This is a genomic window from Gottschalkia acidurici 9a (assembly GCF_000299355.1).
In the GTDB taxonomy this organism is placed as follows: Bacteria; Bacillota; Clostridia; order Tissierellales; family Gottschalkiaceae; genus Gottschalkia; species Gottschalkia acidurici.
Genome location: NC_018664.1, coordinates 578175 through 591821 on the forward strand (window position 1 = coordinate 578175; position 13647 = coordinate 591821).

A 13647-nucleotide genomic window follows, 5' to 3' on the forward strand; every position below is an offset into this window, starting at 1 on the left:
TGTGTTTATGGCAAATAACTTATTCTTATTAAGCTTAATAATTCTATTTATAGGTTTTGCTTTTATAGGAATGAGTGGACTATCCTATAGATGGAGAGCTTTTACAAATAGGGAAGCATGGAATGGAAATACGTTAATTTATCTGCTCATAGGCTTCATATTTTTTATATTAGGATTAATGCTAGTATATATTTTTTATCCTTATAAATAATAAGGTAACATATTAATTATTAAAAACATAAAAAATAAGAAAAAGAGCCAGATTTTGAAAAATATTATTTGGTTCTTTTTTTATAGGATATAATGATGTTAGGACATAATTACAAAAATTAATAGGAGTGTTTAATATGGAAACATCACTAAATAAGAAAAAGATATTAATAATAGATGATGAAGAGGATATACTGAAGTTATTATCTATGGTATTAAAAAAAGAAGGTTTCGAAAATATATATACAGCTGAAGAAGCAGAAAGCGGACTTGATTTATTTGAAAGAGTTAATCCAGATATTATTCTTTTAGACATAATGCTACCTGACTCAGAAGGTTATGAAGTTTGTAAAAAAATTAGAAGAACATCTAATGTTCCCATTCTATTTATATCAGCAAAAACTGAAGAGATTGATAGGGTGCTAGGATTTGCACTAGGTGGAGATGACTATATAACAAAGCCATTTAGTACTAAAGAGGTAGCCTATAGAATAAAAGCTCACTTAAGAAGAAGCAATTATAATGGTGAAGAAGAAAATAAAAGTACTATATTAAATTTTGGTCCTTTTCAAATAAATGAAGAGAAAATAGAAGTAAGGAAAAATGGAGAACTAATAGATTTAAAACCAAAAGAATATAGAATGTTTTTATATATGGCAAAGCATCCTAATCAAATTATGAGTAAGGAGAAATTGTGTAACGAAATATGGGGAGAAGACTATATAGGTTTTGATAACACCATAATGGTGCATATAAGAAGGTTAAGAGAGAAAGTTGAAGAAGATCCATCTAAACCTAAATATATTATTAATGTAAAAGGTTTAGGATATAAGTTTGTTTTAAAGGATGAATAATTATGAACTGGAAGATAACAGGAAGGTTTATTATAACTGTAGCTTTAGTTTCTATCATTGTGATAGTTATCAATATTATCGGTGGAATCACTTTTCTAATTACGAAAAGTAAAAGCGATATAAATATAACAAAAGACACTAGCTATTCTTCACCAGAGGAGTTTACAAGAGGGTTTGCAGAGTATCTGATAGGAGATAAAGAAAAAATATATGTAAATAGTGATGGAAAAAAGTTTTTAAAAGAAGAAGAAGCATGGATACAAATTCTAGATGAAGAAGGAAATGAAGTTTATAGTTATGAAAAGCCTGATAAAGTTAAAGATCACTATACACCTATGGAATTGATACATTCATATAAATATCTTACTAAAGATAGTATGTCTACCATATTTGTAGCAGAAAAGAAATTTGAAAACAAAAGTTATAGTTATATCATAGGATTTCCATCCCAAAGGATAGAGCGAAATGTTATTACTTATGATAAGTATAATTTAAGGAATAGTTTTAAGAGTGCAATTTATATAATTTTATTTGTAGATGCAATTATAGCCTTAATATTTGGATATTTATTTAGTAGAAGACTTACTAAACCATTAGTAAATATTATAGATGATGTTAAGACCCTGTCAGAGGGAGAGTATAATTTAAGAAGAGATGAAAGAGGAACTTATAAAGAAATTTATTACAGCATAAATAACTTATCTGAAAAACTTAGAAGTAACGAAGATGAAAGAAAAAAATTAGATAAAATGAGAGAAGAATGGATATCAAATATTTCTCATGATATAAAAACCCCTCTGGTATCAGTAAAAGGTTATGCTGAAATTTTATCTAGTGAAGAATATAATTGTACTAAAGAGGAAGTAAGAGAGTACAGTAAAATAATAGAAGATAAGTCTAACTATATAAAAGACCTTATAGATGACCTAAATCTAAGTACTAGATTAAAGAATAAAGTACTTGTTCTGAATTTAAAAAACACCAATATTGTAAGTTTAGTTAGGGGAGCTATAATAGATATTCTAAATAATCCGCAAACTAGTAATGTAAATATTGATTTTTCAGCAACAAGGGAAGTTATTGAAAAAGATGTAGACGAGATATTAATAAAAAGAGTTATTACTAATATGCTATATAACGCTATAGTGCATAATGATAAAAATGTAGATATAGAAGTTAGAGTAGAGAAAAGAGACAAAATTTATATTTTCATAAAAGATAATGGAAAAGGGATCAAAAAAGAAGAGCTTAAGTATATCTTTGAAAGATATTATCGAGGAACAAATACAGGAAAAAGGCATAAAGGTTCTGGGCTTGGAATGGCTATAGCAAGAGATATTATAGAAACACACGGTGGAGTCATAAATATAGAAAGTGAGATTGGAGTAGGAACTAAAATTGAAATAATTCTTTAAAATCCTATATTGTATCCTTTATCTTAAAGAAAGATAGAATTATTAAGAAAATATAAAAAAGACACTATTGTTACCTAATAATAAAAAAATAGAAATGGGAAAGCTAAAATTCAGCAGTTATAGTAATGCAATAATGTACTATACAGTTTTAAATTCGAGGATGTATAATTCATGGTAATACTTTGAGAGGAGTTTTATTTATGAATATTACATCTTTTTTAATATATTGTATTATTGTAACATTCACACCTGGACCCGCAAATATTGAGATACTATATATAGTAAATAACTTTGGGGCGAGAAAGGCAATGGAATACACATATGGAGCCACTACTGCCTTTAGTATACTCCTTGTTATTTCAGCTATATTAAATACTACCCTCATGACTATAGTACCAAAGATTTTAGTCTTTATGCAGATAATAGGAGGTATATATATGCTTTATCTTGCTTACAAAATATATAAAAATGATACATCAAAATCAATTGAAAAACATTCTGCTACTTTTATGTCTGGCTTTCTTATGCAGTTTGTTAATCCAAAAATTTTGATGTTTACAATGACCGTGATTCCAATGTTTATTACACCATACTATCAATCATCAGTTATACTAAGTATATCTGTTATAACCATAACAATTATTGGGTTTCTATCATTTATCACTTGGTTGCTATTTGGTACAATATTCAAAAGATTTTTAAATAAATATGAAAAAATTATTAATATAATTATGGCGTTATTTTTAGTCTATTCTGCGATAATGATATCAGGAGTATTTGAGCTTATTTAAGAGGTGATTTGCATGGAGAAATTTATATATAAGAAGTCGGCAGGGGTTACTGTACTATCAGCAAGCCTTAAGGACTTTGCATATAAAAAACATTGTCATAAAGAGTACGCCCTAGGTGTAACATTGCGCGGTATACAGCAATATAATTTAGATGGAAGCTTACAGTCATCATATCAAAGTGGAATTATGCTTTTTAATCCTGAGCAGTCTCATGACGGTAGATCACAGGACAAAACAGGAATTGACTATGTAATGGTTTATATTGATCCAAATATGTTCCTAGATATACTTGAGAAAAAAGAAATAGTCTATTTTTCTTCTCCTATTGTTTATGACTGTAGACTTGAACAGAGTATATTAAACTTATCTAATGCAATATTAAATGAAAAAGATGAAGCTTTATGCAGTGAATTACTTTTATCTCTTGCAGACAATTTATCTAAGGCTGACATTAGTACAGTATACAGAAAAGATGATGCTACAATTAAAAAAGCAAAGGAAATGATATATTATAACTTGGAAAGTACACTAAGACTGGACGACATTTGCAAAGAACTTAATATGTCAAAATTTAAATTTATTAGATTATTTAAAGCGAGCACTGGAATCCCACCATATCAATATTTCTTAAATTGTAAGGTAGAATTTGCAAAACAATCAATAGAAAAGAACAAAGATATTTACTCTGCTATATCAGAATATGGTTTTGTTGACTTAACTCATTTAAATAAGCACTTTAAAAGAATATATGGAGTAACAGCATTTGAATATATGTCACATTTAAAATGAACGGAAATATTGACATATGAAATTTTAACTATAATCCTTAAATATAACAAAGAAAGTCATATGAATTAAAACTACGTTAAAGGCTCATCCTAAACATAATAAAAGTATTTATATTTACTAACAAATGTTTAAATAGGAGATTAACAATGGAGAACAATGATTTAATTAAAAAAGTATATGAAACTAGTGATAAATATAATGTTATATTAAAGGGAAATATCAAGATCAAAGGAGATCTTAATTGTATATTATTTGCTCATTATTGTAAGAGTACGTTATTTTATAAAGATTTTTTAATGTTCTTAGTGATACCTTCAAAGTCAACAGAGCTGCAAATAGAAACTTAAAAGAAATAAAAAGGATTATAAAGTTATATGGTTATGATAAGGTTTGGACTAAAGGCATATTTTCATTATATGGAGATCTAAGACCTTTGGCGGTGGAAGCAGGACTTGGAAAGTGGTCGGAATGTGGAATAATCTCTAATGAAAAATACGGAACTAACTTTTTAATTACGGCAATATTTTATCAATAGCAAATTAGTCTAATGATTAGATTTTTAAATGAAAAGAAATACACTCAGATTCTAATGAATAGCATATAATAAGATAATTTTATAAAAAGTTTGATACTTATTCTTGAAAAACAATATTGTCAATATGATAATATCAAAAAACTAAGGGGGATAGTGAGAATGAGTGTATTCAATGGGAAAAGATTGCCTATAGAAATATTTAAAATGACAGAAGAGATTATAGATAAAATAAGAAGTGGATGGTATTCAGATGAGTACTTTAATAATACTTTAAGAGTATTAACATCATTATCAAAAGAAGGCTATAAGTTTGGAGATAAAGAAAATGACTTGAACGGTATAGTATCTGTTAGAGAAGTGGAAAATGGAGACATTATTGTAGAAATGCAATTTTTCACAAGAAGAAAGCCATTTTCTTTAGTTGTAGGAGTTGATGAAGCTTTAGCAATATTAAAAGTGGGCACAGGATATAGAGATGAAGATGGAATATTTATAAATACCTTTGAAGAATTAGAGATAGAGGCTATCCAGGATGGTAATATTGTAAGTTATGATGGAAATCCCCTAAATATAAAACCAGTACTAAAAATAAGAGGAAAGTATAGATATTTTGGACATTTAGAAACTACTATACTAGGGGTATTGTCAGTACCTACAAGGGTAGCTACCAATGTATATAATGTACTAATGGCGTCTAAGGGAAAGCAAATATTATTTTTTCCTGCTAGATTTGATCACTATAAAATGCAAGGTATAGATGGATACGCTTACTGGATAGCAGTTCAAAGATATAAAATGGATTTTGGAATAGATGCTAAAGCTTCTGTATCCACTCATGAGCAAGGTGACTGGTGGGGTGGAAAAGCAGGAGGAACAATTTCTCATTCAACAATAGCTTGTTTTTTAGGAAATACTGCTGAGACTATGGTACAATTTGCAAGACTAATGCCTATAGAAGTTCCAAGAATAGCATTAGTAGATTTTCATAATGACTGCATAGGAGAAAGTATAAAAGTAATTAAAGCTATGTGGAATGAATTTTGGAAAAATTGGAGGATAGGAAATAAGGAAGAAGCTGAAAGATACAGATTGTTTGGAGTAAGACCTGATACTTCTCAAAATATGAGAGACGAATCAGTAGAGCCTTTATTCGTTAAAGAACTTGATAACGGAGTTACTCCAAGATTAGTTTATAACATTCGTAAGGCAATAGATGCTTATTGGGAAGAGTTAGTGAAGGATTACAACTATATTGATATGAGTGAGGCAACTGCTTTAGCTAAGGTGTTTTGTAATGATATAAAGATAGCAGTTACAGGTGGATTCAATGCAGATAAGATTAGCAGGTTTGAAGAGATTAATGCTCCAGTAGATATTTATGGTGTAGGATCAAGTTTACTTGAGAATTCTAGCTGTAACGGAACAAATAATGATTATACAGCAGATATTGTAAGAGTAAAAGTGAATAGCAAATTCTATCCATTATCTAAAGTAGGTAGAAGTGTTTGTTATAACGAAGATCTAGAGATTATAGACACTAATAATTTGTGGAATTAATAAGATTATAAATAAGATAATTTAGAAAAAATAATTATTTAAATAAAAAATAGATCAGTTAAATTATTAGTCTTTACTAGGATATATGCTAGAGTTGAAGTAACTTTTTTCGAATAGTATACTTGTATAGAAAACATAAGATTTTATATTAAAGCAAGTTATTAATAGGAAGAGGTGTAAACTAGCATGAGTAAGGTAGAGCAAAATAATACAATTGAGTTTCGCTATGCAGAAAGAGCAGATGTACCTCTAGTTTTTAAATTTATAAAAGAACTAGCTGAATACGAAAAAATGTTAGACGAAGTTGTGGCTACAGAAGAGCTCTTACATGAATGGCTATTTGAAAAGAATAAAGCAGAAGTTATTATTGGAAAGGTTAACGGAATTCCAGTTGGCTTTGCACTATTCTTTCATAACTTTTCTACATTTCTTGGACGTGCAGGTATTTACTTAGAAGATCTATATGTAAGACCAGAATTTAGAGGTAAGGGATATGGAAAAGCATTTCTAAAGAAATTAGCCGAGATTGCGGTAGAAAGAGGATGTGGACGTTTAGAATGGTGGTGCTTGGATTGGAATAAACCTAGCATTGACTTTTATCTATCTCTTGGTGCAGAGGCAATGGAGGATTGGACGGTATATAGAATTACAGGAGATGTACTTAAAGACTTAGCAAGCCAATAACTTTTCAACTAATATACTAAAACACCAGTAACGGTAGTCACTGGTGTTTTAAACTTTCTATTTTAGAAATTCTGTTACATTAAATTGATTTTTAGCTAGAACTCCTTTTAACTTAACTGTATCTCCTGGCTTTATAAATGCTAGTTCTTTTGAGACTGAAATATTTGTAATATATATAATATCATCTTGTTGTGATTTGATGAGATATACTGTATTTCCATCTATAACTACATTATTGACCTCAGATACAACTATAGTCTTTTCCTCTACAGACTTATTGTCTTGAACTAACGAAGAGTTTATCTTGTTATAATTAGAAACGACTTCCGATATACTGTTGCCTGTAGCTACCTTCTGATAACTTTGAGCATCTACTAATGCAAACATTTTTGTTAATCCTGCATTATCTTTTAAAGACATGAAATAAGTCGGTCTGTCATTTACATTTATTAATATAGGGAAAGTTGCCTTATAATTTTTCTCTTGAACAGATCCAGCGGCACTATCCATTACAGAGTATTCCTCTGCTGATGAAACAGGATAAAACTTAGTTTCTTTAGTTCTCATGTTTACTAATACAAAACCTATGTTAGACTCATCAGATATAACTGAAGTTATACCAGTATATAGATATATATCTTCATCTATAGATAAATAGTTATATCCTTCAGTAGGAACAGTAACTCCTTCTTGTTTAAATTTTGAATTTAAGAAGCCATTTTGATACTTTCCATTATACTCTAATTGATCTAAAACTAAATCAGCTGAATATACCCTGTCAATCCAAGTTGGAACATTCTCCTTATTATATTCTTCAATTTTTCCATTAGTAGCGTCTACTACAAGTAAAGATTTTAGATCCTTACCTCCAAATAAGCCTATCTTAGGTTCTAATACTGAAACTATCCAGTATGGATTTCCTTTATCATCTATTTCAAAGTTTACATCTTCAAAAATATAAGTTGGATAAGCAAATCTTATATGTCTTAATATATCTCTCGAAAATTTGTCACTAAAAGAATATTTTATTGGCTTATCTAGTTTATTTAAATTAGCTTCCTGAGTAACCATATCAACACTTATATAGTATGGTATACCTTTATTCCTATTAGAAAACCATTTAAACAAGCTTGAATATTCTAAAGGAGAAACTCTTACGGGTTTTCCAGCTATGTTTACCTGGCTATAACTACTATCTATGTTATATTGAGAGACTAGATTACCCATTTCTCCCATCTTTCTCGAACCTAGTTTTTGAGCTGTATCTCTATCAACAGTAGGTAGTTGATTAAAGTCAACTTGTTTAACATCTTCTGAGAACGTACTCTCTTTTTTATCTAATAGATTAGCATATTTCTTTGCATTAAATATAGGTGATGAGAATACCCTTCCAAATACAACAACTATAATAAGAGCAAAAATAATTATAAAAAAATATTTTGATATTCGATGACTGCTACTTTCAGCTGAAGTTGGATTTGGTAAGTTTACTATTGCGAAGATAGCTAATACAGGAATTAAACTGATATAAAAGCTCTCCGAGTATATATTAATTGGTGGTAGAAATATATAGTACAGTACCAAAGTCAATAGTAATGCTAATAAATTTAACTTAATCCTAAATTTACTCAATGTTTACACTCCTTTGTCATGTTATTTTGTTCATATACTTAATATAGATACTTTCTTAAACAGTAGAATTATAAGACAATCCGAAAGTATATGAAAAGTCAATTATATATTCATTGTATAGGATAATACAAATTTGTAAAAGAGAAAATTAATACATATTTGACATATGTCATATTTAATAAAGGACTGAATAAATAGAGGAATAAGAATTTTATTGTAGAAATACATAAAGTTAGGCTTATTTTATAAAAGAATAATGGTTTACATACTAAAGAGGAGGATTTAGTTGAAAAAAATAATGATTTTATTAACAGTGTTTATTACAACAGCATCTTTTTTTGGAGTATCTTTTGCTGAAGGAAATAATGCTAATAGAAAGTACATAAATACTGCTAATGCTGAAAAAAAAAGTAGATGCTTATAGCAAGAAAGATACTAAAAGTGTTGAAAAGAAAAAGATACCTGTATTGATGTATCATCATATATCAAATGAAGTAAATTCAACTTTAGCAGTTACACCAGAAAAATACTTAGAAGATATGATTACACTTAAAGAAGCTGGCTATGAGGCAATTTTTCTAAAAGATCTAGCACTTTATTTAAAAGGATCAAAAGAATTACCTGAAAAACCAATTGTTATAACTTTTGATGATGGATATTATTCAAACTATGAACATGCCTTTCCAGTTGCTAAAAAAACAGGAATGAAATTTACAGTTTCTATTATCGGTTGGTCTGTAGGAAGAAGTACCTTTATTGATAATAGTAACCCTATAACACCTCACTTCACATGGGATCAAGCTAAGATAATGTATGATAGTGGGTTAGTAGATATTCAAAATCATACATTTGACTTACATTCTCGACCAGGATTAAGTTATGGCTATTCTAATTCTTGTGAAGTAGGTGTCTTACCTTTACAAAATGAGGGGTTTTCTGAATATGAATTAAGACTAAAAGAAGATTTAACGAAACTTAATATGGAGATAAACTCAAAGCTTGGCTATACTCCGACATTTTTAGTTTATCCATACGGTGCATATAATAAAGATACAGAGCATATTGTGGCCAAGCTTGGATTTCAAGGAACAGTTACTATAGCTAATGGGGTGCGTGAATTTAAAGACTTAAAAGATCTTAGAGAAATTCCTAGGCTTAATGTAACAAACGATTTAAGAGAATCGGAATTAATTTATGCAATAGAAAACTTACCACTAAAATAACAAGTATATTCATAATTTAACAAGAGATTAGACTGGAAGTGAGTAACTTGAAACATTTAAAAAGAATAATAGGTGCTTCAATTATAGTTGCATTAGCTTCACAAATTAATATTGGAATACTAAATACTGATTTTAGAGTTTCAGCAGGTATAATATTCTTTGCATTATTTCTTTTTCACTATAAAGATATGAAACCTATTCCAATGAGTTTAATATCAGGTATAGCAGTGTACATTCTTAGAGTGATAGTTTGTATCTTAGGAAAAGATGATCTTAAAGATGTTATATTTTCATACCAATTAGAGATTTTATTTTATACTTTTTATGGAATTGTATATTCATTATTAATTAAAAAAATCAATAGAGATAGAATCAACAAACTGGTATTTGTTTTAATAGTTAGTGATCTATGTGCTAACTTAATAGAGATCCTTGTGAGAATTATAGTAGAAGATGCACAGTTTAATCAGAAGATTATTATAACCCTGTTATTTGTGGCCATAGTACGTTCTAGTATAGTGTGGCTTGTATTAACTGGACTCAAGTATTATAAAATGCTTCTTATAAAAGAAGAGCATGAGAAAAGATATACAAAACTTTTATGGTTAACTGCACAGTTAAAGCTAGAGATGTACTGGATGGAAAAGAATATGGATAATATAGAAAGAATTATGTATAACTCTTATGAACTATTTGAAAAAATTAGTCTTAGAGAAAATGAAGATAGTTGGGCAAATAGAGCAGTAACTATTGCTAAAGATGTTCATGAAATAAAAAAAGAATATGAACTAGCTATTCGTGGTATAAAAGAACTTACAGAAAATAAACTCCAAGATGAGGGAATGAAGTTCAAAGATATCATTAGAATATTAGATGAGACTATGAAGAGAGAAATAAGACATTTAGATAAAAATATAGAACTAGTTTTTCAAGTTGAAGAAAATTTTTATACTTCAAAACACTACTATCTTATGTCAGTATTTAGAAACTTAATTATGAATGCTATAGATTCAATACCTGAGTCAGACAAGGTTGGTAAGATTAACTTTATTCATAAAGTTCAAGAAGGACAACATATTTTCATAATTTCCGATACTGGATGTGGAATAGATTATGAAGACTTAGAGCATATTTTTTCACCTGGATTTTCAACTAAGATAAATTATAACACGGGTCAAATTAATAGAGGACTAGGCTTAAGTGTAGTTCAAGATATAGTTGAAAGACACTTTGAGGGGAGAGTTACTGTAGATTCTATAAAAGATAAAGGGACAACATTTCATGTTTATATACCAAGGAACTCTGTGGAGGTGGATTCTGATGAACATATTCATTGTTGAAGATGATAATAACATTATTAGAGTTCTAGAGAAAATAATAAAAGATAGAGAATTAGGAACTTTATTAGGTTATGCTAATGATGGAGTTACTGGTCTAGAAGAGATACAAGCTCAAAAGCCTGATATAGTTTTAGTGGATTTACTAATGCCAGGTAAGGATGGAATAAGCTTAGTAAGAGAAGTACGATCTATACATCCTAATATACAATTTATTATGATATCACAAGTATCCTCTAAAGATATGATAGGTAAGTCGTATGAGAGTGGGATAGAATACTTTATTTCAAAACCTATTAACGCTATTGAGATTGAAAGTGTTATTCGTAAAGTACAGGATAAAATAGATATGAATAGAAAACTAAATCAAATCCAAAGTTTGTTTATTAAAGACAACAACAATAGTGAAATAGAAAAAGAATTTGATAGAGTTGAAAACATAAAAAAGATAATGCAAAGAATTGGAATTATGGGTGAGTCAGGAAGTCAAGATATCATCAATATAACGAAGTATTTAATTGATACAAAACAAAGTACGTTTGGATATACTGCCAAAGAGCTTTGCAGTAAATTCACTGACCAACCCAAGACTATGGAGCAAAGAATTAGAAGAACAGCTACTGTTGGTATGATAAATCTTGCAAATATAGGAATAGAGGACTATATGAATGAGATATATAATGAATACTCCAATGGATTATATAATTTTGAACAAATAAAAATAGAGATGGACTATATAAGGGGCAAGAGTAACAAAAGAGGAACGGTAAACGTGAAGAAATTTATTGATGGGATGGTTTTCTACAGTAATAGAAATGAATAAAAAGGTTGGATAAGAGCAAGAATTCTTATCCAACTTTTTTATTACATGGCTAACTACAAAAAGATATAAATATTTAGAGTGATTTTTTGAAACTTTTTGAAGGTTTGTGAAGGTCATAAATTATAATTGAATTGAGATCTCAAAAAACGTGTTTTAAATTTATAAAAGGGAGGAAGATTGCTACTATGGAAACAATCAAACTAATAGTTGACTCCATAAATACTATATTGTGGGACTATATACTGATAGTTGCTTTAATGGGTATAGGTATTTTTATGACTGTGAGACTTAAGTTTCCACAGTTTACTAGGTTATTTCCAGCGTTGAGGAAAATGTTTTCCGGACTAATGAATAAAGAGCCAGTAGAAGAAGGAAAAATGACACCTGTTCAAGCTTTATCGACGGCAGTGGCAGCTCAAGTTGGTACAGGTAATATAGTAGGAGTAGCTACAGCTATAGCATCAGGTGGGCCTGGAGCTGCATTTTGGATGATGGTATCTGCATTCTTTGGAATGTCGACTATATTTAGTGAAGCAGTTCTAGCTCAAAAGTATAGAGAAATTAAAGATGGACAATTAGTAGGTGGACCTGCATACTATATAAAAAATGGTCTAAATTCTAAAGGATTATCCTTATTTTTCGCAATAGCTTGCATATTTGCATTAGGTATAGTTGGTATCATGGTACAATCTAATTCAGTAGCTGGATCAGTTAGTGATGCATTTGGAATACCGACTATTGGTATTACAATAGTACTTACAATGGTTGTGGCGCTTATATTAATGGGTGGAATGGGAAGAATAGCATCTTTTGCAGAAACAGTAGTACCAATTATGGCTCTGGCATATATACTTGGAAGTTTATTAATAATTTTTTTCAATATAGAAAATTTTATTCCTGCAATAAAAAGTATCTTTATAGGAGCATTTTCACCTAAAGCAATAGGTGGAGGGGCACTTGGTATTACAATTCAACAAACTATTAGATATGGTTTATCAAGAGGACTTTTTTCAAACGAAGCTGGTATGGGATCAACTCCACATTCACATGCTGTAGCTGATACTGATCATCCAGCAGAACAAGGTTTTACTGCTATGATAGGAGTATTTATATCTACATTCCTGATTTGCTTATCAACAGTTATGGTTAATCTTACATCACAATCATATAATCCAAATATATCAGCAGTTGAAATGAATGCAACAGCAACTATAATGACACAAAGTGGATTTGCCTCAGGATTTGGTTCGTTTGGTGGAATGTTTTTATCTATATGTTTATCATTTTTTTCACTTACTACAATAGTAGGATGGTACTTCTTTGCTGAATCAAATGTTAAGTTAGTATTTAATTCTAAAGCTAAAACATTAAAAACATTCAAATTTTTAGTTATAGTAGCATTAGTAATAGGGACTTTAATAGATGCTACATTTGTATGGAAGCTAGCAGATATGTTCATGGGTATAATGGCTATACCTAATATCATAGCACTATTCCTATTATCTAAAGAGGTTCGAAAAATACTTGATGATTACGATAAAAAGCATATAGCTAAAGATTTTGCTAAGAAAGGTGTTTAACTAGAAAAAACTTATTGAAGAGTTATTGCACTTATAACAGAAGAATATTCTATTGATTTTTATATGAAAAGTAGCTACTGATAATTTAAATTATCTTATAGCTACTTTTAAAATTATAATTTTGTGAATCAATAAGCCTTAAATGTAAGACATATTACGTACAAGTGGATTGTTTACATGCTAATTGAACTTATAGTTGTAAACATTATAAACAAAG

At 29.2% G+C, this 13647-nt stretch carries 14 protein-coding genes; 13 read left to right on the top strand and 1 reads right to left on the bottom strand.

The annotated features are described in order from the left end of the window. The first annotated feature begins 7 nt into the window (after positions 1-7). From CURI_RS02640 to CURI_RS02675, 8 genes are all read left to right on the top strand, one after another. Positions 8-211 carry a hypothetical protein gene (locus CURI_RS02640; protein ID WP_041701440.1) on the top strand — a complete coding sequence of 68 codons (204 nt, stop codon included), beginning with the start codon at positions 8-10 and terminating at the stop codon, positions 209-211. A 136-nt stretch (positions 212-347) separates the two neighbouring features. Continuing rightward, positions 348-1064 carry a response regulator transcription factor gene (locus tag CURI_RS02645; RefSeq protein WP_014966738.1) on the top strand — a complete coding sequence of 239 codons (717 nt, stop codon included), beginning with the start codon at positions 348-350 and terminating at the stop codon, positions 1062-1064. 2 nt (positions 1065-1066) lie between these two features. Then, positions 1067-2479 carry a sensor histidine kinase gene (locus CURI_RS02650; protein ID WP_014966739.1) on the top strand — a complete coding sequence of 471 codons (1413 nt, stop codon included), beginning with the start codon at positions 1067-1069 and terminating at the stop codon, positions 2477-2479. Positions 2480-2679: 200 nt separating this feature from the next. Beyond that, positions 2680-3270, top strand: a complete 591-nt coding sequence (locus CURI_RS02655) for a LysE family translocator (RefSeq protein WP_014966740.1) — start codon at positions 2680-2682, stop codon at positions 3268-3270. 12 nt (positions 3271-3282) lie between these two features. Next, positions 3283-4059 carry an AraC family transcriptional regulator gene (locus CURI_RS02660; protein ID WP_014966741.1) on the top strand — a complete coding sequence of 259 codons (777 nt, stop codon included), beginning with the start codon at positions 3283-3285 and terminating at the stop codon, positions 4057-4059. Positions 4060-4205: 146 nt separating this feature from the next. Continuing rightward, on the top strand, positions 4206-4406 hold the full coding sequence (locus tag CURI_RS16045; protein ID WP_014966742.1) for a hypothetical protein: 201 nt from the start codon (positions 4206-4208) through the stop codon (positions 4404-4406). Between the two features lie 347 nt (positions 4407-4753). Then, positions 4754-6151 carry a nicotinate phosphoribosyltransferase gene (locus CURI_RS02670; protein WP_041701442.1) on the top strand — a complete coding sequence of 466 codons (1398 nt, stop codon included), beginning with the start codon at positions 4754-4756 and terminating at the stop codon, positions 6149-6151. A gap of 186 nt (positions 6152-6337) precedes the next feature. Further along, positions 6338-6835, top strand: a complete 498-nt coding sequence (locus CURI_RS02675; RefSeq protein WP_014966744.1) for a GNAT family N-acetyltransferase — start codon at positions 6338-6340, stop codon at positions 6833-6835. Positions 6836-6892: 57 nt separating this feature from the next. On the opposite strand, the gene CURI_RS02680 is transcribed toward CURI_RS02675, so the two are convergent. Further along, positions 6893-8467 (bottom strand): hypothetical protein, encoded by a 1575-nt coding sequence (locus tag CURI_RS02680; RefSeq protein ID WP_014966745.1) that lies wholly within the window; start codon positions 8465-8467, stop codon positions 6893-6895. Between the two features lie 286 nt (positions 8468-8753). On the opposite strand from CURI_RS02680, the gene CURI_RS15720 reads away from it, so the two are divergent. The 5 genes from CURI_RS15720 (at position 8754) to CURI_RS02700 (ending at position 13430) form a co-directional block, all read left to right on the top strand. After that, positions 8754-8891: a hypothetical protein gene (locus CURI_RS15720; protein ID WP_187287415.1), complete on the top strand. Its 138-nt coding sequence runs from the start codon at positions 8754-8756 to the stop codon at positions 8889-8891. Next, complete coding sequence (locus CURI_RS02685) at positions 8863-9690, top strand: polysaccharide deacetylase family protein (protein ID WP_014966746.1); 828 nt, start codon at positions 8863-8865, stop codon at positions 9688-9690. The genes CURI_RS15720 and CURI_RS02685 overlap by 29 nt, the downstream gene beginning before the upstream one ends. A gap of 38 nt (positions 9691-9728) precedes the next feature. Beyond that, on the top strand, positions 9729-11030 hold the full coding sequence (locus CURI_RS02690) for a sensor histidine kinase (protein WP_014966747.1): 1302 nt from the start codon (positions 9729-9731) through the stop codon (positions 11028-11030). After that, a complete protein-coding gene (locus CURI_RS02695; protein WP_014966748.1) occupies positions 11011-11850 on the top strand; it encodes a response regulator in 840 nt (279 codons plus the stop codon). Before CURI_RS02690 ends, CURI_RS02695 begins: the two co-directional genes overlap by 20 nt. Before the next feature lie 185 nt (positions 11851-12035). Next, a complete protein-coding gene (locus CURI_RS02700) occupies positions 12036-13430 on the top strand; it encodes an alanine/glycine:cation symporter family protein (protein WP_014966749.1) in 1395 nt (464 codons plus the stop codon). Positions 13431-13647 lie beyond the last annotated feature (217 nt).